Source organism: Rhodococcus sp. 14-2496-1d (assembly GCF_002259365.1).
Lineage (GTDB): Bacteria > Actinomycetota > Actinomycetes > Mycobacteriales > Mycobacteriaceae > Rhodococcoides.
Genome location: NZ_NPFV01000029.1, coordinates 712,476 through 738,168 on the forward strand (window position 1 = coordinate 712,476; position 25,693 = coordinate 738,168).

At 66.6% G+C, this 25,693-nt stretch carries 24 protein-coding genes; 5 read left to right on the forward strand and 19 right to left on the reverse strand.

Annotated elements, in window-relative coordinates:
• Positions 1-3: 3 nt before the first annotated feature.
• Genes CH296_RS24695 through gatC form a run of 3 tightly spaced genes read right to left on the reverse strand, consistent with a single transcriptional unit; the run spans position 4 to position 2,861 of the window.
• On the reverse strand, positions 4-1,086 hold the full coding sequence (locus CH296_RS24695) for an esterase family protein (protein WP_256980561.1): 1,083 nt from the start codon (positions 1,084-1,086) through the stop codon (positions 4-6).
• Positions 1,087-1,092: 6 nt separating this feature from the next.
• Positions 1,093-2,565, reverse strand: a complete 1,473-nt coding sequence (gene gatA, locus CH296_RS24700; RefSeq protein WP_094648114.1) for an Asp-tRNA(Asn)/Glu-tRNA(Gln) amidotransferase subunit GatA — start codon at positions 2,563-2,565, stop codon at positions 1,093-1,095.
• Entirely contained in the window at positions 2,562-2,861 is a 300-nt protein-coding gene (gatC, locus tag CH296_RS24705; protein ID WP_032397745.1) for an Asp-tRNA(Asn)/Glu-tRNA(Gln) amidotransferase subunit GatC, read from the reverse strand. The genes gatA and gatC overlap by 4 nt, the downstream gene beginning before the upstream one ends.
• A gap of 340 nt (positions 2,862-3,201) precedes the next feature.
• On the opposite strand from gatC, the gene CH296_RS24710 reads away from it, so the two are divergent.
• The gene (locus tag CH296_RS24710) at positions 3,202-3,852 is read left to right on the forward strand and encodes an amino acid-binding protein (protein WP_032397744.1); all 651 of its coding nucleotides are present in this window, start codon (positions 3,202-3,204) and stop codon (positions 3,850-3,852) included.
• Between the two features lie 30 nt (positions 3,853-3,882).
• On the opposite strand, the gene ligA is transcribed toward CH296_RS24710, so the two are convergent.
• From ligA to CH296_RS24760, 10 genes are all read right to left on the reverse strand, one after another.
• Positions 3,883-6,033, reverse strand: a complete 2,151-nt coding sequence (gene ligA / locus CH296_RS24715) for an NAD-dependent DNA ligase LigA (RefSeq protein WP_179277811.1) — start codon at positions 6,031-6,033, stop codon at positions 3,883-3,885.
• A gap of 55 nt (positions 6,034-6,088) precedes the next feature.
• Positions 6,089-6,271: a hypothetical protein gene (locus tag CH296_RS24720; RefSeq protein WP_032398339.1), complete on the reverse strand. Its 183-nt coding sequence runs from the start codon at positions 6,269-6,271 to the stop codon at positions 6,089-6,091.
• A gap of 81 nt (positions 6,272-6,352) precedes the next feature.
• Positions 6,353-7,540 carry a diguanylate cyclase gene (locus CH296_RS24725; protein WP_094685882.1) on the reverse strand — a complete coding sequence of 396 codons (1,188 nt, stop codon included), beginning with the start codon at positions 7,538-7,540 and terminating at the stop codon, positions 6,353-6,355.
• Between the two features lie 132 nt (positions 7,541-7,672).
• Positions 7,673-8,692, reverse strand: a complete 1,020-nt coding sequence (locus tag CH296_RS24730; protein WP_094631808.1) for a methionine synthase — start codon at positions 8,690-8,692, stop codon at positions 7,673-7,675.
• On the reverse strand, positions 8,689-9,777 hold the full coding sequence (gene mnmA / locus CH296_RS24735; RefSeq protein ID WP_032397742.1) for a tRNA 2-thiouridine(34) synthase MnmA: 1,089 nt from the start codon (positions 9,775-9,777) through the stop codon (positions 8,689-8,691). The genes CH296_RS24730 and mnmA overlap by 4 nt, the downstream gene beginning before the upstream one ends.
• On the reverse strand, positions 9,777-11,015 hold the full coding sequence (locus CH296_RS24740) for a cysteine desulfurase family protein (RefSeq protein WP_094685883.1): 1,239 nt from the start codon (positions 11,013-11,015) through the stop codon (positions 9,777-9,779). The genes mnmA and CH296_RS24740 overlap by 1 nt, the downstream gene beginning before the upstream one ends.
• A gap of 82 nt (positions 11,016-11,097) precedes the next feature.
• On the reverse strand, positions 11,098-12,024 hold the full coding sequence (locus CH296_RS24745) for a 1-acyl-sn-glycerol-3-phosphate acyltransferase (protein ID WP_256980562.1): 927 nt from the start codon (positions 12,022-12,024) through the stop codon (positions 11,098-11,100).
• On the reverse strand, positions 12,021-12,839 hold the full coding sequence (locus tag CH296_RS24750) for a GNAT family N-acetyltransferase (protein ID WP_045195662.1): 819 nt from the start codon (positions 12,837-12,839) through the stop codon (positions 12,021-12,023). Before CH296_RS24750 ends, CH296_RS24745 begins: the two co-directional genes overlap by 4 nt.
• A gap of 146 nt (positions 12,840-12,985) precedes the next feature.
• Positions 12,986-13,942, reverse strand: a complete 957-nt coding sequence (locus tag CH296_RS24755) for an electron transfer flavoprotein subunit alpha/FixB family protein (protein ID WP_032397739.1) — start codon at positions 13,940-13,942, stop codon at positions 12,986-12,988.
• 42 nt (positions 13,943-13,984) lie between these two features.
• Positions 13,985-14,785 carry an electron transfer flavoprotein subunit beta/FixA family protein gene (locus CH296_RS24760; RefSeq protein ID WP_094685884.1) on the reverse strand — a complete coding sequence of 267 codons (801 nt, stop codon included), beginning with the start codon at positions 14,783-14,785 and terminating at the stop codon, positions 13,985-13,987.
• A gap of 155 nt (positions 14,786-14,940) precedes the next feature.
• Here CH296_RS24760 and CH296_RS24765 point away from each other — a divergent pair, with 155 nt between their 5' ends.
• Genes CH296_RS24765 through CH296_RS24775 form a run of 3 tightly spaced genes read left to right on the forward strand, consistent with a single transcriptional unit; the run spans position 14,941 to position 18,580 of the window.
• Positions 14,941-15,780: a bifunctional 2-polyprenyl-6-hydroxyphenol methylase/3-demethylubiquinol 3-O-methyltransferase UbiG gene (locus CH296_RS24765; RefSeq protein ID WP_052050271.1), complete on the forward strand. Its 840-nt coding sequence runs from the start codon at positions 14,941-14,943 to the stop codon at positions 15,778-15,780.
• A gap of 23 nt (positions 15,781-15,803) precedes the next feature.
• Positions 15,804-17,336: a glycoside hydrolase family 57 protein gene (locus CH296_RS24770; RefSeq protein ID WP_094685975.1), complete on the forward strand. Its 1,533-nt coding sequence runs from the start codon at positions 15,804-15,806 to the stop codon at positions 17,334-17,336.
• Positions 17,333-18,580: a glycosyltransferase family 4 protein gene (locus CH296_RS24775; protein ID WP_032397735.1), complete on the forward strand. Its 1,248-nt coding sequence runs from the start codon at positions 17,333-17,335 to the stop codon at positions 18,578-18,580. The genes CH296_RS24770 and CH296_RS24775 overlap by 4 nt, the downstream gene beginning before the upstream one ends.
• An 11-nt stretch (positions 18,581-18,591) precedes the next feature.
• Here the strand turns inward: CH296_RS24775 and CH296_RS24780 are convergent, their stop codons facing one another.
• On the reverse strand, positions 18,592-19,353 hold the full coding sequence (locus CH296_RS24780) for an acyltransferase (protein WP_032397734.1): 762 nt from the start codon (positions 19,351-19,353) through the stop codon (positions 18,592-18,594).
• Between the two features lie 149 nt (positions 19,354-19,502).
• Here CH296_RS24780 and CH296_RS24785 point away from each other — a divergent pair, with 149 nt between their 5' ends.
• Positions 19,503-20,825 carry a PQQ-binding-like beta-propeller repeat protein gene (locus CH296_RS24785; RefSeq protein WP_094685885.1) on the forward strand — a complete coding sequence of 441 codons (1,323 nt, stop codon included), beginning with the start codon at positions 19,503-19,505 and terminating at the stop codon, positions 20,823-20,825.
• Here the strand turns inward: CH296_RS24785 and CH296_RS24790 are convergent.
• From CH296_RS24790 to CH296_RS24810, 5 genes are all read right to left on the reverse strand, one after another.
• Entirely contained in the window at positions 20,813-21,985 is a 1,173-nt protein-coding gene (locus tag CH296_RS24790) for an SAM-dependent methyltransferase (RefSeq protein ID WP_094685886.1), read from the reverse strand. The two genes, CH296_RS24785 and CH296_RS24790, sit on opposite strands and share 13 nt — an antisense overlap.
• 39 nt (positions 21,986-22,024) lie before the next feature.
• Positions 22,025-23,083 (reverse strand): class I SAM-dependent methyltransferase, encoded by a 1,059-nt coding sequence (locus CH296_RS24795; RefSeq protein WP_032397731.1) that lies wholly within the window; start codon positions 23,081-23,083, stop codon positions 22,025-22,027.
• Between the two features lie 58 nt (positions 23,084-23,141).
• Entirely contained in the window at positions 23,142-23,921 is a 780-nt protein-coding gene (locus CH296_RS24800; RefSeq protein ID WP_045195673.1) for an enoyl-CoA hydratase/isomerase family protein, read from the reverse strand.
• A gap of 11 nt (positions 23,922-23,932) precedes the next feature.
• Complete coding sequence (locus CH296_RS24805; protein ID WP_094685887.1) at positions 23,933-24,763, reverse strand: NUDIX hydrolase; 831 nt, start codon at positions 24,761-24,763, stop codon at positions 23,933-23,935.
• A gap of 64 nt (positions 24,764-24,827) precedes the next feature.
• Positions 24,828-25,670: an ABC transporter ATP-binding protein gene (locus CH296_RS24810; protein ID WP_094648183.1), complete on the reverse strand. Its 843-nt coding sequence runs from the start codon at positions 25,668-25,670 to the stop codon at positions 24,828-24,830.
• Between the last annotated feature and the right edge of the window lie 23 nt (positions 25,671-25,693).

Below are 25,693 nucleotides of genomic sequence, written 5' to 3' on the forward strand. Positions count from 1 at the left end.
GATTCAGTCGACAAGCCCCAATCGCCCACCGAGCCAGTCCATTTCCTGCTCCAGCGCGGGAGCCCACACCTGCATCGAGTGCCCGCCGGGCAGCTCGCTGTAGTGCACCTCGAGACCCGCAGCCTCTGCAGCCTTGAAGGTTCGCTCGGTCTGCGGCCGAAATTCCTCGTCGTCGGCACCTACCACGAACGCACCGGCCGAATCGGGAAATCTGTTGCGCGAGAGTATGTTCAGCGGCGTCGATCGCTCGAAACGCGCCTCGTTCGCCGGGGTGTCCGTGCCGTATGCCGCCGCAACGGATTCGCTTCTCGTCCCGCGCCGTTGCTCGTCCTCGCCGGAGATGTCGAGAAAGGTGGGGTACACCGACGGTGCAGTCACCGCCAGCTGCAGCGCGCACGTTCCGCCGTAGGAATAGCCGCCCACCGCCCACGCCCTCGGATCCGAGGACACCCGGAAGTTCGACCGAACCCACTGCGGCACATCGACGGACAGGTACGTCGCGGCATTCCCGAGGTCCGAATCCATGCACATCGGATTCGCCTCGGTGTCGCCGAGGCCGTCGGCCACCACGACGATCGGGGCCGCGCCGTCGTGACGTGCCGCGAATGCGTCCATCGTCTGGGCCAGCCGACCACCCTCGATCCAGTCGACGACATGGCCGGGTTGGCCGGTGAGCAGCACCAGCACCGGTAGGTCGCTCGCTCCTGCGTCGTACGACGCCGGAACGTAGACGGTCGCGGGTCGCGCGTCGAAGTGCGACACCGTGCCGGGCACGTCCATGTCGATCAACCTGCCGGTGCCCTCGATCGGGACGGCCGGTCGGTGGCCGAGCGCCACGGCCACCGTCGGGTACCGAGTGACGGTCAGATTGGTGAGCACCGTCGCCGCCACCACAAGCGATCCCACGAGACCCAGAGCACTCAGCGGGCCGAACACCGTTCCCAGCGTTCGGCCTCGCCGTGTCCTTCGGACGACCGCGACCACGAGGACGGTCGTCAGGACCGCCGTCGCAGTCAGTGCGACCGCGGGCACTGCACCGGACAGCAGTGGCTGATGAGCCAGATCGGCAGCCCACCGATGCAGCACCTCGAACTACCTCAGATCGCCGCGGGCGGCCTCGTATGCGGCACCGACACGGTAGAGCCGCTCGTCCGCGAACGCCGGGGCCATGATCTGCAGACCGACGGGCAGTCCGTCCTCGGAAGCAAGACCCGACGGCACCGACATCGCGCAGTGACCCGCGAGGTTCGTGGGCAGGGTGCACAGGTCGTTGAGATACATCGCCATCGGATCGTCGACCTTGTCCCCCAACGGAAATGCCGTGGTCGGGGTAGTCGGCGACACCAGCACGTCGACCTTCTCGTACGCGGCGTCGAAGTCACGGGCGATCAGGGTGCGCACCTTCAGGGCAGAGCCGTAGTAGGCGTCGTAGTATCCCGCGGAGAGGGCATAGGTCCCGATCATGATGCGACGCTTGACTTCCGGTCCGAACCCCTGTGCGCGCGTGGTGGCCATGACCTGCTCGGCGCTGTGCCTGCCGTCGTCACCCGCCCGCAACCCGTACCGCATGCCGTCGAACCGAGCCAGGTTGGACGACACCTCCGACGGAAGAATCAGGTAGTAGGCGGCCAGTGCGTGCACGAAGTTGGGGCACGACACCTCGACCACCTCGGCACCGAGTTCGGTCAGTGTCGCCACCGCGGCGTCGAAGGACGAGATGACACCGGGCTGGTACTTGTCCGAGTGCAATTCCTTGACGACACCGACACGCACTCCGGTCAGGTCACCGCGAGCACCCTCTCGTGCCGCCTCGACCACCGGTCGAACTGCAGTCTCCACCGACGTGGAGTCGCGCGAGTCGTAGCCGGCGATGACCTCGTGCAGCAACGCGGTATCGAGCACGGTTCGACCGCACGGGCCACCCTGATCGAGAGAGGAGGCACAGGCGATCAGTCCGTAGCGCGAGACGCTGCCGTAGGTCGGCTTGGTTCCCACGGTGCCGGTGAGCGCCGCCGGCTGGCGGATCGATCCTCCGGTGTCGGTGCCGATGGCCAGCGGGGCCTGGTACGACGCGAGCGCCGCAGCACTGCCGCCGCCCGAGCCACCGGGGATGCGGGTGGTGTCCCAGGGGTTCTTGGTCGGTCCGTAGGCCGAGTTCTCGGTGGACGAACCCATCGCGAACTCGTCCATGTTGGTCTTGCCCAGCACCGGAATGCCCGCGGCCCGCAGCTTCGTGGTGAGCGTCGCGTCGTACGGCGACATCCACCCGTCGAGAATCTTCGATCCGGCCGTCGTCGGCATGTCGGTCGTGGTGAACACGTCCTTGAGGGCCAGCGGCACGCCTGCCAGAGCCGAGGCAGGTGCGTGTCCGGCGGACAATCCCGCATCGACGTCGGTCGCCGCTGCGAGTGCCTCGGATCCTGCGACGTGCAGAAAAGCGTGCAGGTCACCATCGACCTCGGAGATCCGGTCGAGATGCGCCTGAGTCACCTCGACGGCGCTGACCTCACGCGCATGGATTCGGGTGGCGAGCTCGGACGCGTCGAGCTTCGTCAGGTCGGTCATTCGCTCTCTCCCAGAATCTGCGGCACCGCGAAACGGCCCTCCTCGGCGTTCGGTGCGCCGGACAGTGCCTGTTCCGGCGTCAGGCCTGGAACGATCACGTCGGGACGCGTCACGTTCACGATGTCGCTGGGGTTGGCGGTCGGTGGGACGTCGTCGGTTGCCACCTCCGCCACCGTCTTGACGTGATGAAGAATCGAATCCAACTGGCCGGCGAACTCGTCGAGTTCGGCGTCGCTGAGAGCCAAGCGCGACAGCCGGGCGAGGTGAGCGACCTCGTCGCGGGAGATGTCTGGCACCGCGTAGACCCCTTTCGGACATAGGAGGGGAGCCTGCAGAAGCGGCCCCGTATTCGTGCAGAGCGAACCTCGTGGGTTCGCGAACGCGGTCCAGCCTAGTGCGCAGCATTACGCGGACTTCACTCACGCCTCGTGGCCGCGTGGAGTGTCGGAATTGTCACGGCCCGCGTTGCGCGACGTACCCGACGGGTCGAAGATGCAAGGATTGCTCGCGCCGGGGTGCACAGTGTTCCCAGGAGCGGAGCCTGCCGAACGACCCAAGAGCGGCACGCTACTCGCCAGCAACGACCGATGACGCTGGGGTGGCCGAAATACGCCAGAAGTCGAAAGGGAGCGTGACATGTCCTACCTGCTCCGCGTCCAACTGCCGGACCGGCCGGGCAGCCTCGGATCGTTGGCCGTCGCGCTCGGTTCGGTCGGGGCGGACATCCTCTCCCTCGACGTCATCGAACGCGGTGACGGTTACGCAGTCGACGATCTTGTGGTCGACGTCGCTCCGGGTTCGCTTCCCGACACGCTCATCACTGCTGCCGAGAACCTGACCGACGTTCGGGTCGATTCCATCCGCCCGTACACCGGCGTCCTCGATACGCACCGAGAACTGGAATTGATCGATCGGGTCGCGGCGGCGTCCGACGACCGACTTCAGGTGCTCGTCGACGGAGCCCCCCGCGTTCTGCGGGTGGGGTGGAGCACAGTCGTGGCCACCAACGCACATGGCCCGTTCCGTCTGGTGGGCAGCTCGGGGGCTCCCGAGACGCACGCCGCCGAGCTGCCCTGGTTCCCACTGAACGCCCCTGCCGCTCTGGACTCGGACGCCGACTGGGTGCCCCAGGTATGGCGGGACATGGACACCAAGATCGCCGCGGCTCCCCTCGGTACCACCGGCACCGTGCTGATGTTGGGCAGGCCCGGGGGCCCGGAGTTCAGGCCCTCGGAGATCGCCCGACTCGGGTATCTCGCCGGCATCGTCGCGACGGTTCTGAACTGACGCGTCCGAACCGACGCGTTCCCGGCCCGATCAGTCCGAGGGTCCGGGTTCTGCGTCGGTCGGAGCCACGGCATCGGGGCCCTCGGTCAGAAGCAGGGTGAATCCCGCTTCGTCGAGCACCGGCACGCCGAGCTCGATCGCCTTGTCGTGCTTGGACCCCGGAGCGTCACCGACCACCACGAACGCCGTCTTCTTCGATACCGAACCTGCAGCCTTGCCACCGCGCAGCAGAATCGCTTCCTTTGCCTCGTCACGCGAGTACGACGTGAGCGACCCGGTGACCACGATCGACAGTCCCTCGAGATTGCGCTCGATGGACGCGTCCCGCTCGTCTTCCATGCGCACGCCCGCGGCCTGCCACTTGTCGACGATGGCGCGGTGCCAGTCGACCTCGAACCACTCGGAGACTGCGGCTGCGATGGTGCCGCCCACCCCGTCGACCGCCGAGAGTTCCTCGACCGACGCTGCCCGGATTCGGTCGAGGCTGCCGAACTCCCCTGCCAATGCGCGCGCTGCCGAGGGACCGACGTGCCGGATGGACAGACTGACCAGCACCCGCCACAGCGGCTGGTTCCGTGCGGTGGCCAGGTTGTCGAGCAACTTTCGACCGGTGGCGGACAACGCCCCGGACTTGGTGCGGAAGATCGCCGTCTTCATCAGATCGTCCTCGGTGAGCGAGAACAGGTCACCTTCGTCCTCGATGGCCCCGGTGGCCAACAGGTCGGATGCGGCCTCGTAACCGAGTCCCTCGATGTCGAATCGCTGCCGCTCGGCCACGAAGAACACCCGCTCGCGACGTTGCGCCGGGCAGAACTGCGAGTTGGGGCAGCGCAGGTCGGCGTCACCCTCCTTCGCCGGGGCCAGAGGCGTCGAGCACTCCGGGCACTCGGTGGGCATGACGAACTCGGTCTCGGCACCGGTCCTGGCGTCGACGACGGGGCCGAGAACCTCCGGAATGACCTCTCCCGCTTTGCGAATGGTCACCGTGTCGCCGATCAGAACGCCCTTGCGCTTGACCTCCGACCCGTTGTGCAGCGTCGCCAGCGACACCGTCGAGCCGGCCACGAGCACCGGCGTCATGTAGGCGAACGGCGTCACTCTGCCCGTGCGGCCGACGCTGACCCGGATGTCGAGCAGCGTCGTGGTGACCTCCTCGGGTGGGTACTTGTACGCGATCGCCCACCGCGGCGCGCGAGACGTCGTCCCCAGTCGACGATGAAGCGACATGTCGTCGATCTTGACGACCAGGCCGTCGATCTCGTGTTCGACGTCGTGTCGGTGCTGGTCCCAGTAGACGACCTTCTCGATGACGGCGTCGACGCCCTGCACTCGGGTCGTGTGGGTGGAAATGGGCAGACCCCAGGCGCGGAGAGCCTTGTAGGCGTGCCATTGCGACTCGGGCGTGAAACCCACCATGCGACCGAAGCCGTGGCAGATCATTCCCAGACGCCGCTTGGAGGTGACCGCCGGATTCTTCTGTCGCAGCGACCCTGCCGCCGAATTTCGTGGATTCGCGAACGGGGGCTTGCCCTCCGCCACCAGTGCGGCGTTGAGCGCCTGGAAGTCCTCCAGCCGGAAGAAGACCTCGCCGCGTACTTCCAACAGTTCCGGGACGGGGTACTGCTCGCTCCCGGTCAGGGTGTCCGGGATGTCGTCGATCGTGCGCGCGTTGAGCGTCACGTCCTCTCCGGTACGTCCGTCACCTCGGGTGGCGCCGCGCACGAGCGTGCCGTTCTCGTACACCAGATTCAATGCGACGCCGTCGATCTTGACCTCGCACAGATACTCCAGATCCGGCCCTGCTTCGGTCTCGACCCGTTTGGCCCAGGCTCGTAGCTCGTCGTGATCGAACACGTTGTCCAAGCTCAACATTCGTTCCAGGTGGTCCACGGCGGTGAATTCCGTGGCGAAGCCGCCCCCGACGAGTTGGGTCGGTGAATCCGCCGTGCGCAGATCCGGATGCGCCTCTTCCAGCTCGTTCAGCTCGCGCAGCAGGGCATCGAACTCGCCGTCGGACACGATCGGCGAATCTCGGACGTAGTAGCGAAACTGGTGCCCGCGAACTTCCTCGGCCAGCGTCTGCCATCGCTCGCGATCGGCAGAGGACGCAGCATCGAGTTCAACACCGACCGTCCCTGCGCTGTCGTCGGTTCCTGCGGGTGATTCGGTCGGCTCGGGCACGTATCGAAGATTATCCGACCCCACCGACAGTGCCCCATCGGCCGACACCGTGCGGCTAGCGACCCATGAGTCCCAGCAGCAATGTCGCGGCGACGATCGCCACCGCGCAGATTCCGGCGGTCAGAGCGAAGCCGGTCACGAAAGAGTCCGCGTAGATGCCGCCGAGCACGGACGCCATCACCGACAACAGCACTCCGGCGGGTAGTCCACGTCGCTGGGCATCCGATAGCCGATACATCGCACGATCATCGCAGAGGTCGCACCCGAGCACACCGGCGCATCGACGCATCGACGCATCGACGCACGTCGGTTCGAGGCCTCAGATCTCTTCGACGACCAAACTGTTTCCACCGGACTGTTTGGACCGGTACATCGCCGCATCCGCCGTACGGGCTGCTCTGCCGACGACGGACGTACCGACGTCCCACAGAGCCGAGTCCTCGCGCAGCAACGCCATTCCCACGCTGACGGTGACGGGGATGTCGTCGCGGCGGTCCCAGAGGACCCGAACGATGTCGAAGCCGAGATCGACCATCCCCCGCGCATCACCGACCATGGCGACGAGGAACTCTTCGCCACCGGTTCGAGCGAGCACTCCCCCCTGATGCCGGACCACGCGGCGCAGCCGATCTGCGACCCGCACGATCACTTCGTCGCCGCGGCTGTGCCCGAATCGGTCGTTGACGGCCTTGAACTTGTCGATGTCGACAACCAGGAAAGCCATGGACATGCCGCGCTTATCGGCCTCGTGCCACAGGTCCAGCAGTTCACTGTCGATGCCGCGCCGGTTGTACACCCCGGTCAGGGGATCGAGAACCGACCGCTTGGCGTCGTTGGACAGCGTCGTCCAGGCCACCTGAGCGAACACCGGTACTCCCACCGTCGCCAGGAGCAGAACCACCGTCGCCGTCACCACCGCGGGCCCGTCGATGTAGTCCACCTCGTCGCTCGTCACCGACAGGAAGGTGCGGATACCGAAACCGACGATGAACGTTGCGGTCCACACCAGATGCGCCACCAGCAGTCGCGGACTGAGGAAGTAGGTGCAGAACGCTCCTGTGACGGCGAACAACACCGTTCCGATCAGGGACGCGACAGGCGCGTACAGAATCAACACCGAGGTCGTGAGAATGTCCCCGAAGGCCAGGAACGCGACGAAGAACTTCTTTCCCGGGATCGGGCCGAGCACGCACCGGGCGGCGACGAACACCTGAGTGACCAGAACGAAGAGGACCCAGCCGATGGCCGTCGGTCCCTGCGGCCCGAGATCGCTGAACAGCATCAAGATCGAGGTGACGGCGTACATCAGCGTGGCGGTGCCGAACACCACGCGGATGATCCCGGTCAGCGGACGGGTCGATCTGTGATTGATGATCCACTCGAAATCGTGCGGCGCTCGGTACCAGTCGGAGGTGGCCGCGGCCAGTTTCGCCACGAGTCCTCGACGGTGCCTGCCGGAACGCCGGAGGGAGGCGACCTCGTCGAAGTCGCGACCACCTGATGCCATTTCCGAACTCCCGCGTGTTCAACAGACCCCCGACGGCCATGTGAATAGTGTCACACCTGTTCGGCGTCCTAACTGCAGTGGGTTCGATCGGCCCGAAGTCGACAGCGTTTCACTCCGAGCGGCTGTGTGATCTCACAACGAATCGGGGGAATCCGCGAACGCGGCAGCCACGTCGCGGGCGAGTCCTGTTGCGCGACGGGCCCACTCCGGTGTACTTCCGGACAATCCACATGCAGGCGTCACGGAGATATGGGAGGCGAGAATCGATCTGTCGAATCCGAGTCGGTCGATCAACGTGACGCCCGGCTCGGCCAGTTCGCGCCAATGCGGTGGCCGCTCCGGCGTTTCGGACGGAATCAACCCGAGCATCAGTGTCTTGCCGGATTGCAGCAGCTCGCCGACTCCGTCGAAATCGCTGCGGCGCAGCGCAGTCGCGTCGACGGCGACTGCGACCGCGCGCGAACGGCGAAGCAGATCGAACGGAACGTCGCCGGCACAACAGTGGACGGCAACGGGACGATCGATCGTCTCGATCAACGAATCGAGCAGGTCGAGAACATCCGGTTCCGGGACTGCCCGCACAGAATCGAGCCCGGTGATGCCCGTCAGGCTGCCGGCCAGAACGGCTGCGAGACTGGGTTCGTCGAGCTGAACGAGGACGTCGACTCCGAGCCGACGCGTCACTTCCGCGCAGTGCAGGCGCAGTCCCTCGCCGAGGGATTCGGCGAAATGCCGCAGCGCACCGCGATCGGTCAAGGCCCGATGCCCGTGCCGAAGTTCGACCTGCGCCGCCATCGTGAACGGACCGGCCGCCTGGACCTTGATGGTGCGGCCGCTGCCGCGAAGCCCCGACACCTCCCACAGTTCCTCGAGCACGTCGAGGTCCTCGGCCAGGAAATCGGTCGCCCGCCGGCCGGCGAGCATCGGGCGTGGCACGACGCGATAACCGGAGGTGCGCACGTCGAGCTCGACGTCGACCATGATGGCTCCGGTGCGTCCGATCATGTCCGCACCGAGGCCGCGAGCCGGAAGTTCGACGACGTGTGGGAGCTCGGTGAACTCCCCGACGACGACCGCAGCGGCCTCACGGATGTCGGTGCCCGGCCACGAACCGATGCCGGTCGCCAGTCCAGCGAAGACGCCCGGGGTCACTCGCGCTCGGATCGAGTACCCGAGATGGTCGAGCTGCCGATGACGATGTCGCCGTGAATGTCCTTGCGGTACAGCACCGCAGCCTGGCCCTTGGCCACACCGGTCAGTGGAGCCCGCAGTTGGATCTCCATGCCGTCACCCGCTGCCTCGGCGACCGCCTCGGTCAGTCCGCCGTGCGCACGGACCTGGACGACGCACTCGATGGGGCCGGTCGGGGCGGTACCTTCGGTCCATACCGCGCGATCTCCACTGATCGCCCAGACGTCGAGCTTCTGTGCCGAGCCGACCATGACGGTGCCACTGTCGGGTTCGATCGACGTCACGTAGCGGGGACGGCCGTCCGCGGCCGGGCCTTCCACGCCGAGGCCCTTGCGTTGCCCGATGGTGAACCCGTGCACGCCTTCGTGATCGGCCAGTTCGGCTCCGGTCTCGGAGTCGACGACCTTGCCCGGGCGTACGCCGATCCGCGCGCCGAGGAATGCGCGAGTGTCGCCCGACGGGATGAAGCAGATGTCGTGACTGTCCGGCTTGTCGGCGACGGCCAACCCACGCTCGGCAGCCTCCTCGCGAATCTCGGACTTCGGGGTGTCCCCGATGGGGAACATCGCACGCGAGAGCTGGGCCCGGTTCAGCACGGCCAACACGTACGACTGATCCTTGTCCGCGTCCACGGCACGTCGCAGCACTCCGTCGTGCAGTTGCGCGTAGTGCCCGGTCGCCACGGCATCGAAGCCCAGTGCGAGAGCGCGGTCGGCCAGAGCGGAGAACTTGATCTTCTCGTTGCAGCGCAGGCACGGATTCGGGGTCTCACCTGCGGCATAGGACGCGACGAAATCGTCGATGACGTCCTCTTTGAAGCGATCCGCGAAATCCCATACGTAGAAAGGGATTCCGAGTACGTCGGCAGCTCGACGAGCGTCACCGGCGTCTTCCTTGGAGCAGCAACCACGCGAACCGGTGCGCAGAGCGCCGGGAGCGGTCGACAGAGCCAGGTGCACACCGACGACGTCGTGGCCCTCGTCCACGGCACGGGCCGCGGCAACGGCCGAGTCGACTCCCCCGCTCATAGCAGCCAGAACACGCATCAGCGATTTCCTCCTCGAGCTCCGACGCCGGCCAATCCGGCGGCACGAGCGCGTTCGACGACCTGCGGCAGAGCCGCAAGCACAGTGGTGACGTCCGATTCGGACGAGCCGGTCCCCAACGAGAACCGCAGTGATCCGCGGGCGACGGCCGGATCGCACCCGAGCGCGATCAGAACATGACTGGCGCTGGCCACGCCGGCAGTGCACGCCGAGCCCGTCGAGCATTCTATGCCTGCCGCATCGAGCAACATCAACAGCGAATCACCCTCGCACCCGGGAAAGGTGAAGTGCACGTTCCCGACCAGCCGATCGTCGCCTTCCGGCCCGTTGAGGACGGCGTCGGGAACGGCGTCTCTGATCCCGACGATCAACCGGTCGCGCAGCGCTCTCAGTTCGGCGCGGTGCCGCGCCGAGTTCTCGACGGTCGTACGCAGCGCAGCCGCCATGGCCACGACGCCCGCAGTGTCCGGAGTGCCCGATCGAACGTCTCGCTCGTGCCCCCCGCCGTGGAAGAGCGGAACGCACGGGACCTGGCGGCCGAGCAGAAGTGCACCGACCCCCTGCGGTCCACCGAACTTGTGTGCCGCGATGCTGAGCGCGGACAGACCGCTCTCGGCAAAGCCGACGGGCAGATGCGGCACCGCCTGGACCGCATCACTGTGCATCGGAACTCCGTATTCGGCGGCCACGGCCGCGAGCTCGGCGACCGGCATGACGGTTCCGATCTCGTTGTTGGCCCACATCACGGTCACGAGCGCAGTCTCGTCGGCATGCAGGGCCAGCTCGGCGCGCAGCGCGTCCGGAGTGACTCGCCCCTCTGTATCGACCGGGAGCCAGGTGACGCTCGCACCTTCGTGTGCGACGAGCCACTCCACCGCGTCGAGCACCGCGTGATGCTCCACCGAACTGGCGATGATCCTGGTCAGTGCGGGGTCCGAATCGCGCCGGGCCGCGAAGATGCCCTTGACGGCGAGGTTGTCGCTCTCGGTACCACCGGAGGTGAAGATCACCTCGGACGGGCGCGCGCCGAGGTCCGCAGCGATCGACTCGCGCGATTCCTCCACTCGCCGCCGAGCGGACCGACCGGAGGTGTGCAGCGAGGACGCGTTGCCCACCGTGGCGAACACAGCGGTCATCGCCTCGATCGCGCTCGGCAGCATCGGGGTCGTCGCTGCGTGATCGAGGTACACCGGTGGCCGCGGCGGGACGGGAGCAGTCGTACTGCGCACTGAAGGCATAACAGGCTAGACGATACCCGCTGCCGTGACCGCGGACCTACCTGCGCGAGGCGGGTCCGCGGTCACGGTGATCGATGCTCGTTCAGGCCGCCGCAACCGTCGGCGGCATCGGCCTGCGTTCGGACTCGGCCATCACCTCGTGCACGGTGGGGTCGAAGACGTCCTTCCCGTATCGTTCCGAAAGCTTCACTCCGTCGCGTCGAATCGCCACCTCGCATCGTCGAGCGAGGTCGCGTCGATCGCCACCGGGTGCCTCCGGGGCGGTGAACTCCACCTCGGCACGCAGGCCTCGCAATCGGAAGATCCGGCCGATGGATGCGCCGATCGTCTCGTCCCCCACGAAGCACGTAGCGGTGGTCTGTTCGCCGGTCCGGTCGAGGTAGCGCAGTCGAATCGGCTGTACCCAGGTCTCCGAATCGATCGCGGCCTGGAGCAGCGCAGGCCGAAGCGAGCCGTACGCGCGACCACACCAGGTGGTGGCTTCGGGGAAGACGACGACCGATCCGCCTGCGCGGACGCGATCGGCCACCTGATCGACGACGCCGGGGAGCTGATGCAGTCGAGCTCGATCGATCGGAAGTACCTTCATGGCCCGCGCGAGGCGGCCGAGCACCGGCCAGTCGATGAGGTCGGCACGCGCGACGAAGGTCGACGGCTGTACTGCAGTGAGTACCACGACGTCGGTCCAGGAGATGTGACCGGCGACGTGCAGTGCGCCTGCAGCGGTTCGGGAGCGTTCCCGCTCCGAGCGGGCGTCGAGCACGGTCAGGTCGATTCCGATGGCGAACAGCAGGGTCCGAGCGCCGATCCGCGTCAGCGAACGGCGAACCCGCGGGAACGGGACCCCGAGGACGACCAGCACCGGCAGCAACCCGAACGCGGCCAGCGCCAGTACGACTCGCAGCACGAGGACGATTCGTCCCACCGTCGGTGGGTTCTTCGGCAGACAGCCGTCACTGCACGGCGACGACGGCATCCACGCGTGCGCGTGCTCGATCGGTCGAGTCACCGGACACCCGACTCGAACGTCGTTGCTGCCGAGCGCAAGCGGTCGAGATAGCGAGTGTTGGCCTCGTGCAGGCCGAGCACCGCGACGAAGTCCGCGACACCGAATTCGGGATCGTGGGCGGGCTCACCACAGATGGAGGCACCGAGCCGAAGGTAGCCGTTCATCAACGGCGGCATCGACGTTCGCGCCGCGGGTTCGATGTCGATCAGGTCCACCCCGTCGACGACGACCGGAGAGTACGGCCTGACCCGACGGTCGAGCGGCGTGGCGTGCTTGCTCAACAGGCGGTCTCGAACACTGCGAACGTTGGCCCCGATGGGGTCCCCCGGTGCCGACTGCATGGGCACCGACACGCAGCCCATCACCCACTCGTATCCCGTCACATCGAGGTAGTGCAGGATTCCTGCCCACATGAGCCCAAGGACGGATCCGGACCGATGATCGGGATGAACTGCAGCCCTTCCCATTTCGACGATATTCATGCCGACGGGATCGAGTGCGGATATATCGAATTCGGTTGCCGTGTAATACCCACCGGCAGAGACGGCGGCCTGCGGCGGCAACATGCGGTAGCAGCCGACGAACGTGTCGGTCCACTGGTCACGAACGAGCAGGTGATCACAGAATTCGTCGAACCGATCGGCGTCGAGGCCGTCGGTATCGGTGGGAACGGAAAATCCCGGCTCGGAAGCGAACACCTCGTAGCGCAGACGCTGCGCGGCGAGTCGGTGCTCCGGGTCGGTGGACAACACCAGCGAGTAGCGGTCGGTGGCCGGGACGATCGATGCAGTCGAGCTCATGACGGAAGTGGTCATGAGGTGTGTCTAACGAGCGGGGAAGGCCACCGGGCATCGTCGGGGAAACGTGTCGGAAGAGTTTGCGTGAACAAGGTTGCGCCGAACGACACGACAGGCCCTCACCGCGCGGGCGGTGAGGGCCTGTCGGGGAACAGCGCTCGGAGCTATCCCTTGTGCTTCTTGACTGCCTCGGTCAGCTGCGGTGCGACGTTGAAGAGGTCACCGACGATGCCGTAGTCGGCGATCTCGAAGATGGGCGCTTCCTCGTCCTTGTTGACAGCGACGATCGTCTTCGAGGTCTGCATGCCTGCACGGTGCTGGATGGCTCCGGAGATACCCAGTGCGACGTACAGCTGCGGGGAGACGGTCTTACCCGTCTGACCCACCTGGAACTGGCCCGGGTAGTAGCCGGAGTCGACAGCGGCGCGCGAAGCACCGACTGCGGCACCGAGCGAGTCGGCCAGCTCCTCGACGACGGAGAACTTGTCGGCACTGCCGACACCGCGTCCACCGGACACGACGACCGACGCCTCGGTGAGCTCCGGACGGTCGCCGCCGACGATCGGGTCACGCGAGGTGACCTTGACGGCCCCCTCTTCCTGCGCGGGGACCTCGACGGTTTCGCGGGTGCCCGCTCCGGCCTTCGGCTCGGCCTCGACTGCACCGGGGCGCAGCGAGATGACCGGAACGTCGCCGTTGGCCTTGGCCTCGACGGTGAACGCGCCACCGAAGATGGAGTAGACGGCACTGCCGTCGCCGTTCAGTGCGACGACGTCGTTGTGGTAGCCCGAGCCGAGGCGTGCTGCGAGTCGACCCGCAACTTCCTTGCCCTCGATCGTGGCTGCGGTGATGATCGCCGCAGGCGAGACCGACTCCGCAAGAGCCGACAGCACGTCGACCTTCGGGGTGACCAGGAATCCGTCGACCGCGTCGGATTCGGCGGCGTAGATCTTCTCGGCACCGGCTTCGGTCAGCGCGTCGGCGACCTTGTCGGTGGTGCCGACCGGGCCGGTGACGACCGCGGACGGCTCACCCAGCGCACGAGCGGCGGTGATCAGCTCGGTGCTGACCTTCTTCAGTGTTCCCTCGACGTGCTCCACGAGCACGAGTACTTCTGCCATGACTTGCTCCTCGTTTGTCTTCGATTGCTCGGTGGGGCGGGATCAGATGATCTTCTGGCCGACGAGGTAGGTGGCGATCTTCTCGCCGCCGTCGCCCTCGTCGGTGAGCCGCTCGCCTGCAGTCTTGGGAGGCTTGGGGGTGGACGACGTGACGGTCGTTCCCGCGTTGTCGACGCCGACGATGCCGTCCTCGACACCGATGTCGGCCAGCGTGATGGTCTGCACCGTCTTCTTCTTGGCGGCCATGATGCCCTTGAACGACGGGAAGCGCGGTTCGTTGATCTTCTCGGTGACGCTCACGATGGCGGGCAACGCGGCTTCGAGGCCGAAGATGCCTTCGTCGGTCTCCCGCTCGCCGGTGACCTTGCCGTCCGCGACGGTGAGCTTGCGCAGCTGCGTCAGGGCCGGGATCTGCAGGTATTCGGCGATGATCGCCGGAACGGCACCGGTGCGGCCGTCGGTGGCCTCGTTGCCTGCGATGATGAGATCGGCCGGCTCGTCGTTCTCGAATGCGACGTTGCCGAGCGCTGCGGCCAGCGCGTACCCGGTCTGGATCGCGTCGGAGCCGTGCAGGGTCGGGTCGTTGAGGTGCACTGCGCTGTCTGCACCCATCGACAGGGCCTTGCGGATGGCATCGGTGGCGCGATCGGGGCCTGCGGACAGAACCTTGACCTCACCGCCCTGGGCTTCCTTGATGAGCAGTGCCTCTTCGACGGCCCGCTCGTTGATCTCGTCGAGGACGGCGTCGGCAGCCTCGCGATCGAGGGTGTAGTCACCGTCGGTGAGCTTGCGCTCGGACCACGTGTCTGGAACCTGCTTGATCAAAACAACGATGTTCGTCATGGGTCTGCGTCGACCTCCTGGTCATGTTCTGCTGATCGTGAGTGTTCTAACGGTTCGTGCAGTTCTACGGTCTGGGACGAGGTTACCTCACCGTAGTTACCCGTGGGTAACATACCTCCCTGCCTGTCCGACCATACATCTGTACCCCGACTGTTATGGAGACCACGTTGGCTTACCTCCCCCGCGTCTCCACTAACCTTTCGTCGGTGAACGATTCATCGGCTCAGGCACCGGCACCGGCACCACTGCCCCTCACCGGGGAGCGCACCGTGCCCGGCATCGCCGAGGAGAACTACTGGTTCCGCCGCCACGAGGTGGTCTACCGCGCACTCGTCGAGCACTGCCGCGACCGAACGGTTCTGGAAGCGGGATCGGGAGAAGGCTACGGAGCCAACATGATTGCCGATGTCGCGACGACAGTCCTCGGTCTCGACTACGACAGGTCGGCCGCCGCGCACGTGCACGCTCGCTACCCGAGGGTGACGATGCTGCGCGGCAACCTCGACCGCCTCCCGGTCGCCGATTCCTCGATCGACGTCGTCGTCAATTTCCAGGTGATCGAGCACCTCTGGGATCAGGGTGCGTTCCTCGCCGAGGTGCACCGGGTGCTCGCGCCCGGCGGCATTCTGTTGATCAGCACGCCCAACCGCATCACGTTCTCGCCCGGACGCGACACCCCGCTCAACCCGTTCCACACCCGCGAACTCGACGCGGCCGAACTCACCGAGCTTCTCGTGGACGCTCGACTCGAGGTCGACGAACTCACCGGAGTCCGGCACGGACGCACGCTGGCCGCACTCGACGCCAAGCACGGCGGTTCGTTCATCGACGCACAGATCGAACGGGCCCTGGCCGGTGAGCCCTGGCCGGCCGAACTCACCGAGGACGTCGCGGCCATCTCCATCGAGGACTTCGACATCGCCGCCGACCGCATCGACGACAGCCTCGATCTGGTCGCCGTCGCCCGCAAGAGTTCGAGCGCGGTGATCGGGTGACATCCGGTGCCACCGTGCCGGGCATGTTCTCCCTCGTGCTGCACTCCCACCTGCCGTGGCTGGCCAATCACGGGCGCTGGCCCGTCGGCGAGGAATGGCTGTACCAGTCCTGGGCGGACTGCTATCTACCGATCACCGAGGCGCTCGAGCGGCTGGCCGAGGACGGCCACGGCAACGTGCTCTCGCTGGGGATCACCCCGGTACTGGCCGCTCAACTCGACGATCCACACTGCCTGTCCGGAATGCACCACTGGCTCGGGAACTGGCAGCTCAGAGCCCACGAGGCGACAGACCAAGACCTGTCCGTTCGGGAACACCGAGGTTCTGCCGCCGCGCTCGATCGATTCGAGACCCGGTGGCGGCACGGCGGGTCCGCAGTCCTTCGACCGCTGATCGACACCGGAACCGTCGAACTGCTGGGTGGACCCTTGGCGCACCCGTTCCAGCCGCTGCTCGATCCCCGACTCCGCGCCTTCTCGCTCCGAGAAGGACTGCTCGACGCCCACACCCGTTGGGGCACAACGCCCCGAGGGATCTGGGCACCCGAATGCGGATTCACCCCGGGCATGGAAACCGAGTACGCCGCGGCCGGGGTCTCGCACTTCATGGTCGACGGTCCGGCAATGCGCGGAGACACCTCCCTCGGCAGGCCGGTGTGGGACTCCGACGTCGTCGCGTTCGGACGCGATCTCCCGGTCAGCTACCGCGTGTGGTCACCGAAGTCCGGCTATCCCGGCCACGGTTCCTATCGGGATTTCCACACCTACGATCACGCCACCGGTCTCAAACCGGCCCGGGTCACCGGCCGCTCGGTCGCGTCGAACGACAAGGCTCCCTACGACCCCGAACGGGCCGCGGCGACAGTGGACCGTCACGTCGCCGACTTCGTCGATGTGGTGCGCAGGCGCCTGATCTCCGAATCCGAGCGGATCGGACGCGACGCCCTGGTCGTCGCAGCATTCGACACCGAGCTGTTCGGGCACTGGTGGCACGAGGGCCCACAGTGGCTCGGCAAGGTCATGCGCGCGCTTCCCGCCGCAGGCATCACCGTCGGCACGCTGAACGACGCCCGCGAGCAGGGTTACGTCGGGGCGCCGCTCGAACTGCAGGATTCGTCGTGGGGATCGGGCAAGGACTGGCGCGTGTGGGCGGGCGACGACGTCGCCGATCTGGTCGCGCTCAATTCCGAGGTGTCCCGGGCCGCTCTCGACGCCGTCGATACCGCCCGAGACGCTCGGCGTCGCGCCGGTGGACCCGAACTACGCAATCGCGTCAACGATCAGATACTGCGTGAGACACTGATGGCCGTGGCCAGCGACTGGGCATTCATGGTCAGCAAGGATTCCGCCGCAGGCTACGCGCGGGAACGGGCGCACGTCCATGCACATGCGCTGCGCGAGATCGCTGCCGCGGCCGCAGCTGGATCACCTGTCCGTGCAGACGAGTTGGCTCGGCAATGGAACCGCGCGGACGGACTGTTTCCTGCGTTGGATGCGCGCCGGCTGCCCGGTGCACACGGTGGCCGCGAGCGAGAAGGTGCAGGGGGGCGTCGATGAAAATCCTGATGGTGTCGTGGGAGTACCCACCCGTTGTGGTCGGCGGACTCGGTCGGCACGTGCACCACCTGGCAACCGAGTTGGTTCGATGCGGGCACGAGGTCGTGGTTCTGTCGCGTCGCCCCACCGGAACCGACGCCGCCACCCACCCGACGTCTCACCACATCGAGGACGGGGTGCTCGTCGTCGCCGTCGCCGAGGACCCGGCCCACTTCGTCTTCGGGGAGGACATGCTCGCATGGACCCTCGCGATGGGGCACGCGATGGTGCGTGCGGGCGTCGCGCTGGGAAAGCCCGGTCTGGGTGACGGTTGGCAGCCCGACGTCGTTCATGCCCACGACTGGCTCGTCGCACACCCGGCGATCGCACTCGCCGAGTTCTACGACGTACCGCTCGTCTCGACCATCCACGCCACCGAGGCCGGACGCCACAGCGGGTGGATATCCGGGCGCGTCAACCGCCAGGTGCACTCCGTCGAGTGGTGGCTCGCCAACGATTCCGATGCGGTGATCGCCTGCTCGACATCGATGAAGGACGAGGTCACCACCCTGTTCGGAGTATCGGAGTCGTCGGTGAAGGTGATTCGCAACGGAATCGACCGCTCCACCTGGCACTTTCGGCGACGAGAGCCTCGATCCGAGCCGGCCAAGTTGCTCTACGTCGGCCGCCTCGAGTACGAGAAGGGCATCCAGGATGCCATCGCAGCTCTGCCCCGCATCCGACGGAGCCACCCGGGTACCACCCTGCACATCGCCGGCGAAGGAACACAGTTCGCCTGGTTGGCCGGGCTGGCGCGCACGCACCGGGTTGCCCGCGCTGTGTCGTTTCTGGGCAATCTCGACCACACCGAACTCCTCGGCTGGCTGCACGGAGCCGACGCCATCGTCCTGCCCAGTCGGTACGAACCTTTCGGCATCATCGCGCTCGAGGCCGCGGCCGCGGGCACCCCGCTGGTCGCGTCCACGGCAGGCGGTCTGGGTGAAGCGATCGTCGACGGCGTGACCGGCCTGTCCTTCGAGCCCGGCGACGTCGGCGGGCTGGCCGCTGCAGTGCGGCGCGTTCTCGACAATGCGGACGCCGCACAGGAGAGGGCCGTGGCCGCCCGCGAACGCCTCACCGTCGACTTCGACTGGAAGCACGTCGCCGAGACGACCGCCCAGGTCTATCTGGAAGCCAAACGCAAAGTTCGGCATCCGTTGGCCCGACCGCACATCGTCGAGCGCGCTCTGCCCGGCCGTACCTGAGAACAGCAGGGTCAGTTCTCTCGCGCCGCCTCGGCCTGTCCGAGCGCCTTCTTGCGAGCGATATCCTCCAGCGCGGCAATGTATTTCGCGCGTTCGGCGGCACCGGCTTCCCAGGCGACCTTGCGATTGCGGACGACCTTGGCCGGGGCACCGACCGCGATGCTGTAATCCGGGATCTCACCCTTGACCACGGCATGGGCTCCGAGCACGCAGCCCCGACCGATCCGGGTCTCGCGCAGAATCGTCACCTTGGCCGCGATCCACGTGTCCGGCCCGATTCTCACCGGTCCCTTGACGATTCCCTGATCCTTGATCGGCATGTTCACATCGTCCATCCGATGATCGAAATCGCAGATGTAGCACCAGTCGGCCACCAACGTCGACGCGCCGATCTCGATGTCGAGATAGGTGTTGACGACGTTGTCCTTGCCGAAGACCACCTTGTCGCCGATCCGCAGCGAACCCTCGTGGCAGCGAATGGCATTGCCGTCGCCGATGTGCACCCAGCGCCCGATCTCGAGGCGCGAGAGCTCGGGAGTGGAGTGGATCTCGACGTTCTTGCCGAGAAACACCATGCCCTTGAGGATCACGTGCGGATTGGCCAGCTTGAACTTCGCGAGGCGGTAGTAGCGCACCAGGTACCACGGCGTGTACGCCTTGTTGGCGAGCACCCAGTCGAGGGACGCACGCGTGAGAAACCGCGCCTGGTCGGTGTCGCGTCGTCTCGACCCGCGCCAGCGTGTCCGCAGCGGCGCGTTCCACATACTCGTCATGGTGGTTCAGCCTAGTTTCTCGTTCGCCCGCTCTCTGCCGCCACCCTCACGCGGGCTAGGGTTGTCTGTCGACCGTTGCTCGTCGGCGGAACGAACACAGACGCCCCGGCACCGTGTCGGGCACGGACTCGAGTCATGGGGAGCGATCGATGCGCGGCGTCAGGGCCAACGGTAGGACCGGCAGAAAGGTCACCGCTTTCGCAGCAGCGCTGGCGCTGGTGACCGTGAGCGGCTGTGGTACCGACACCTCGGCGATAGAGCCGCTCTCTCCCGATTCGTGGCCTGCAGCGCACGCGAATTCCCACAACAGCGCCGCCACCGGGGTGTCGGTGTCGACCCCACTGTCCCTGGACTGGACGCGCCCCACCGGCGGCACGGTGACCTCCCCGGTGTCCATCGGATCGACCGGTCAGATGTTCGTCACTGCCGCCACCGAATCCGGTTGCAACCTCTTCTCGTTCGAGATCGACTCCGCCCGTAAGCGCTGGTGCAATCGCGTCGGACCGTCCGTCGTCACTGCAACGCCGACGGTCGATTCGGCGATCAACGTCTACATCGGCGACGACGGCGGCATGAACTCGTACAACGACCACGGCCAACTACGTTGGCGCACACCGGTGTACGGAGTGCCCAAGTCCGCGCAGTTCCTCGGGGACGGCAGCGTGCTCTCGATCACCCAGTTGGGGCAGGTCAGCGTTCTGGATTCGCAGAACGGGCAACTTCGAGTACCGATTCTCGATCTCGTTCCGACACCGAACTTCCTGACCGACCCGAATTCGGATTTTCTGCCGGTCGATACCGGACTCGACCGGTGCAGCTCGGGCGGATCCGAGTGCCCGGTACCCGCCGCACCCGCCGTCGACGCCGCGACCGGGTCGATCTACCTGACCCTGTGGCGTCCGGGTTCGATTGCACCGCAACTCGTTTCACTGCAGTACGAACGCGATGGCACGCCAGGGCTCGTCGAGCGTTGGTCCTCGGACCTGCTGCCCGCCGGAGTCGCGTCCAGTCCGGTGCTGTCTCAGGACGGATCGACGGTCTACCTGGCCGATGTCGACGGCAGGCTGACCGCGTTCGACACCACCGACGGGCGACAGAAGTGGACCGAGGGTACCGGCCTCGGCATCGGTGCCGCTCCGTCGATCGCCTCGGACGGCACGATCGTGCCGTCGGGCGGCGACGGCACTCTCGTCGGCTTGCGCGACAACGGAGATTCGGCCGAGCGAGTCTGGGTCCGCGACGACGTTCAACAGGCAGGCACGGCAGCTCAATCCGCCGACGGACGCGGCCACACCGTCGTGCGTGAGGACGACGGACTGGCGCTGCTCACGTTCGACGCGGCCACCGGTGAGACGGTGGATGTGCAGCCCGTTCCCGACGTCGTCGGCACCACCGTCGGAACGTCGATCGGCCCGGACGGCCAGGTCGTCACCGCGAGCTACCTCGGCGAGATCTTCACCTACACGGGCTGACCGACAGCCCCTGGCGCGCAGACGAACGCCACCGCGGACCGATCGACTCGGGCGATCACCACCGACAGTGCCACGGATCCCCGAAGTTTGAGCTTGGGCCGCAGCAGCGCCGGATCCACGTCGACTCCGCGGACCAGAATTTCCACCGAGCCGCAGTCCATCCGATTCAGTTGTTGCCGAAGCACCTTCTCCGAGAACTTGGCCTGCTCCAGAATCCGAAACCCGCGCACCCCGGCCGGGACCGTGTCGCCGGTCAGATACGCGATTCTCGGATCGAGTTGCCACAGACCGAATCTGGCACCGTAGTGCCGAACCAAACCGGCCCTGACCACCGCGCCGTCGGGATCGACGATGTAGCTGCCTGGGGGCCGAACCGGAATGTCGTCGGATTCCGAATCGGTGATCTCGAACACACCGCCGTCGGACCGAAGGACTGCAGCACGACGCCGAACACCGTTCTCGCTCAACCCTTCCGACCAGAGGCACGCTTCTCGCACTCCCCCGTCCAGCGAGACCACCTCGACCTCACCCGCCCAGTCGACAGAGTCGAAATCCAGGCCGGGCGCACATTTGACGGCCAGGTCTCGGCCTCGATAGGCGTCGAGCAGGTCCGGTAGCGGTGGTTGCAACGCCGCCGGGTCGTGGCGTCGCCGCCCACCTGCTCGGCGGCCGGGATCGGCGACGACGACGGTGTCACGCGTTGTCGGGGTCAGCGCGTCGGCGCGCAGTACGGTGGCGTCCGGAACGTTGTGTGCGGCCATCCGAAGCCGAATCGGGTCCAGATCGCTGCCCACCGCCAACTCCGCGGTGCCGATCAGGACCGACAGTTCGCTGCCGATCGAACACGTGACATCGTGCACCCGTCGTCCGGCGAGTCGAGCGGCCCGCCTGCGTGCGACGAGCGTCGGCGTTGCCTGCTGCACCGCCTCGTCGGTGACCCACCATCGGTCGGAGTCGAGTAGTTTCACCCGCGCCTTGCGGCGGACGGTCACGGTTTCGATCAGGGCACCCGCGTGGGCGGGGAATCGCTCCCGGATCGAGGAGATGTCTCGCACCGCTGTTCTCGTACCGAATTCGAGGCCGTCCGCAGCGTCGAGTGCCTCCATGCCGACCTCGCTGTGCATGAAGTCGAGGTCGGCATCGGTGAAGTCATATCCCACGGCAGGCCCCGCCGTCGACCCCTGCGGCGTGACTGCCTGTCAATCGCGAGGTGCAGGCTTGGTGCCGGTGATCATCACGTTGTAGAACAGCCCGCGCGGCACCACGTGTTGCAGCACGTTCTCGTCGACCCAGCTCAGTGTCTTCCAACCACCGAAGGCGAACTTGGCCCAGTTCCACCCCAGCTTGCCCGCTGGCACTGCGGCCTCGAAGGTCCGCACCGGCCAGCCGAGGAGAGCGGCGGCGAACTCCTCGGTGTTGGCCTGCACGGACTCCGCACCGGCCGAGAGCGCGATGTGCTCGAGATCGGTCGGATCGAACGTGTGCAGGTCGACGACGGCTTCGAGTGCCGCTGCTCGCGAGGACTCGTCGAGCTCTTCCTGTGGCTTGCGCCAGCTCGCCAGGAACGGGAGCTTGGTTGCGCGGGTGGTCGCCTCCCACGTGATGCGTCCGAGCCAGCGTGCGTAGAAGTTGCCGACGGTGGTGGGTTCGCCCGCGAAGACGAAGCGACCGCCCGGCTTGAGCACCCTCAACACCTCACGCAGGGACTGTTCGACGTCCGGGATGTGGTGGAGGACGGCGTGCCCGACGACGAGATCGAACGTGTTGTCGTCGTACGGAATCGTCTCCGCGTCGGCGACGCGGCCGTCGACGTCCAGGCCGAGGTGCTCGGCGTTGCGAAGTGCGACCTTGACCATGCCGGGCGAGAGGTCGGTGACCGAGCCCTTCTCTGCTATCCCGGCCTGCATCAGGTTGAGCAGGAAGAATCCGGTACCGCAACCCAGTTCGAGCGCGCGGCCATACGGTACGTCGGACTGTGCGGAGGCGTCACCGGAAACGGCCTGATCGAACCTGCCGCGTGCGTAGTCGATGCATCGCTCGTCGTAGGAAATCGACCACTTGTCGTCGTAGGTCTCGGCTTCCCAATCGTGGTACAGCACCTGCGCCAGTTTGGTGTCCGAGCGTGCAGCCTCGACCTGCTCGGCAGTGGCGTGCGGATTCGGGGCGGGATCGACCTGGCGGTCATCGGACTCGGCCGAGGCCAGGGACGTCGAGTTCGAGAGCGAGCGATCGACACCGTCGTGGGGGCTTGCAGTCATCAGGCGAGCCTACTATCCGGTAGCTGTGGAACAACTCTTCTCCGGTCGGGCCGGTGCTTCACCGCCCGGTGAAGGTCGCTTTTCCAGGGCCGTCGGCCACGAACGACGTCATGCCGACGGTGCGATCCTCGGTGGCGAACAGGGCCGCGAACTGCTGGGCCTCGATTCGCAGACCGGTGGTGAGATCGACGTCGAGCCCCTGGTCGATCGACGCTTTGGCCGCTGCGAGCGCTCGCGATGCACCCGTGGTGAACTGCATGGCCCAGGTGCGGGCGGCGTTGTACACCTCGTCCGGTGCCACCACCTCGTCCACCAAGCCGATGCGCAGCGCTTCCTCGGCACCGACGAAGCGGCCGGTGAAGACCATGTCCTTGGCACGGCTCGGGCCGATCAACCGGGCCAGCCGTTGGGTGCCGCCGCCGCCGGGGATGACGCCGAGCAGCACCTCGGGGACACCGAATTTCGCGTTGTCGCCCGCGATCCGACGATCTGCTCCCAGCGCGACCTCGAGCCCACCACCGAGTGCGTATCCGGTCACCGCGGCAACGACGGGCTTGGGAACGGTGCTCAGCGAGCCGAGAGCGGACTGCAGATCCTCGGCGATGGCAGCCATCTCGGCCGCGGACAACGACACCATCTCCTTGATGTCGGCACCGGCCGCGAACACCTTCTCGCCGCCGTAGACGACGACGGCCTTGACCTCGGAATTCACGGTGGCCTCACGCGCCGCCGCGCGAATCTCCTCCTGCATCTGCCGGTTCAATGCGTTCATCGGTGGGCGATCCAGGCGGATGGTGCCGATACCGTCCGATACCTCGAGATTCACGAACTCAGCCATGGGCCGAAAGGCTACCGGCCCTCGTCCCGGCGATCGGACCAGGGATGTCGCGTTCCGGCGTAGTAGTCCTCGTCGCCGTCGAAGAGCACTCGTACGGTGCCGTCGTCTCGGGTCAGTACCGGCAGGACCGGGGTTACCTGGCGTTCGTGCGCAACGACCTCCGCGACCGTGTCGAACCGGGACAGCGCATCCAACTGGCTCCAGGTCGGCGGAAGCAGGATGGTGTTTCCGGAGCGCCAATCCGCCAGTGCATCACCGGTCGAGCGCCAGCTGACCGATGCCGCCTCGCTGGTTTCGCCGTCCGCATTCTGGCCCTCGGGCAGCACGGCGACGAAGAATCGGGTGTCGTACCGTCGCGCTTCACCGACCGGAGTGATCCAGTGCGACCAGGGCCGGAGGAGATCCGCTCGCAGGACGAGGTCGTGGGCGGTGAGAAATTCGGCGAACGAGATCTCGCGGCGCTCGAGCCGACCGCGCTCCGCAGCGAACGGAGCGGTATCGGCGACGATCGACTCCGGCGTCGAGCCGGCCAACAGCACCCCGCACTCCTCGAACGTCTCACGCGCTGCAGCACACACCAGGGCCTGCGCCCTGCCCTCGTCGGTTGCGAAGCGCTCGGCCCACCACGACGGCGGCGGACCTGCCCAGCGGACGTCCGCTGCCGCGTCCGCAGGGTCGACGCCGCCACCGGGAAACACCGTCATCCCTCCCGCGAACGCCATGCCGCCGACGCGTTCGAGCAGGAACACCTCGATGCCCGGCCGTGACAGACCGTCACGAATCAAGATGACGGTCGAGGCATCCCGCGCCTGCACGTGATCGGCAGCACCAGTCGAACTCATGAAAGGCAACGTACCGCTGCGCTGCGCAACGCCGTCGCTCGGTCCGCGCTATCGGCGGTGCGTGCTATCGACGGTGCGCGCCGGCAGCGCGGGTTCGCCGCGCGAAGAACCGACCGTCGACGCGATCGAGCGTGATCGACTGGCTGAACGCCTCGGTCAGGTTCTCTGCGGTGATGACGTCGTCGACCAGTCCCTGTGCCACCACCCCGCCTTCCTTGAGCAACAACGCGTGACTGAATCCCGGCGGAATCTCTTCCACGTGGTGGGTGATCAGCACGGTGGCGGGGGCGTCGGGATCGGCTGCGAGGTCGGTCAGGCGTGCCACCAGTTCCTCGCGTCCGCCGAGGTCGAGGCCCGCCGCCGGCTCGTCCAGCAAGAGCAGTTCGGGATCGGTCATCAGGGCACGGGCGATGAGAACACGCTTTCGTTCGCCTTCGGACAGCGTGCCGTAGGTGCGGGTGGCGAGATGTTCGGCACCGAGGCTCTCGAGCATCTCGACTGCGCGCTCGGTGTCGACCGCGTCGTATTTCTCTCGCCAACGCCCCAGTACTGAGTAGCCCGCGGACACGACCAGATCGGACACGAGTTCGTCGGCCGGAATGCGCTGCGCCAGCGAGGAGGAGGACAAGCCGATCCGCGGTCGGAGTTCGGAGACGTCCACCTTGCCCATGACCTCTCCGAGAACGTGGGCGACACCGGACGTGGGATGGATCTCGGCGGCAGCGATACGCAGCAGGGACGTCTTTCCGGCACCGTTGGGGCCGAGCACGACCCACCGTTCGTCCAGTTCCACCTTCCAGGTGACGGGTCCCACCAGGGTCGCACCGCCCCGGCGGACGACTACGTCGGTGAAATCTACGAGCAGGTCGGGATCCGGTTCAGACACGACGCCTATCTTCTCGCACATCGACCGCGCATTCACGGCAGGAT

Coding starts and splice junctions, on each gene's coding strand:
- gatA (WP_094648114.1), bottom strand. CDS start 2,565: ATGACCGACCTGACGAAGCTCGACGCGTCCGAGCTCGCCACCCGAATC.
- CH296_RS24710 (WP_032397744.1), top strand. CDS start 3,202: ATGTCCTACCTGCTCCGCGTCCAACTGCCGGACCGGCCGGGCAGCCTC.
- CH296_RS24720 (WP_032398339.1), bottom strand. CDS start 6,271: ATGTATCGGCTATCGGATGCCCAGCGACGTGGACTACCCGCCGGAGTG.
- CH296_RS24725 (WP_094685882.1), bottom strand. CDS start 7,540: ATGGCATCAGGTGGTCGCGACTTCGACGAGGTCGCCTCCCTCCGGCGT.
- mnmA (WP_032397742.1), bottom strand. CDS start 9,777: ATGCGTGTTCTGGCTGCTATGAGCGGGGGAGTCGACTCGGCCGTTGCC.
- CH296_RS24740 (WP_094685883.1), bottom strand. CDS start 11,015: ATGCCTTCAGTGCGCAGTACGACTGCTCCCGTCCCGCCGCGGCCACCG.
- CH296_RS24750 (WP_045195662.1), bottom strand. CDS start 12,839: ATGACCACTTCCGTCATGAGCTCGACTGCATCGATCGTCCCGGCCACC.
- CH296_RS24755 (WP_032397739.1), bottom strand. CDS start 13,942: ATGGCAGAAGTACTCGTGCTCGTGGAGCACGTCGAGGGAACACTGAAG.
- CH296_RS24760 (WP_094685884.1), bottom strand. CDS start 14,785: ATGACGAACATCGTTGTTTTGATCAAGCAGGTTCCAGACACGTGGTCC.
- CH296_RS24765 (WP_052050271.1), top strand. CDS start 14,941: ATGGAGACCACGTTGGCTTACCTCCCCCGCGTCTCCACTAACCTTTCG.
- CH296_RS24770 (WP_094685975.1), top strand. CDS start 15,804: ATGTTCTCCCTCGTGCTGCACTCCCACCTGCCGTGGCTGGCCAATCAC.
- CH296_RS24775 (WP_032397735.1), top strand. CDS start 17,333: ATGAAAATCCTGATGGTGTCGTGGGAGTACCCACCCGTTGTGGTCGGC.
- CH296_RS24780 (WP_032397734.1), bottom strand. CDS start 19,353: ATGACGAGTATGTGGAACGCGCCGCTGCGGACACGCTGGCGCGGGTCG.
- CH296_RS24785 (WP_094685885.1), top strand. CDS start 19,503: ATGCGCGGCGTCAGGGCCAACGGTAGGACCGGCAGAAAGGTCACCGCT.
- CH296_RS24795 (WP_032397731.1), bottom strand. CDS start 23,083: ATGACTGCAAGCCCCCACGACGGTGTCGATCGCTCGCTCTCGAACTCG.
- CH296_RS24800 (WP_045195673.1), bottom strand. CDS start 23,921: ATGGCTGAGTTCGTGAATCTCGAGGTATCGGACGGTATCGGCACCATC.
- CH296_RS24805 (WP_094685887.1), bottom strand. CDS start 24,763: ATGAGTTCGACTGGTGCTGCCGATCACGTGCAGGCGCGGGATGCCTCG.
- CH296_RS24810 (WP_094648183.1), bottom strand. CDS start 25,670: ATGTGCGAGAAGATAGGCGTCGTGTCTGAACCGGATCCCGACCTGCTC.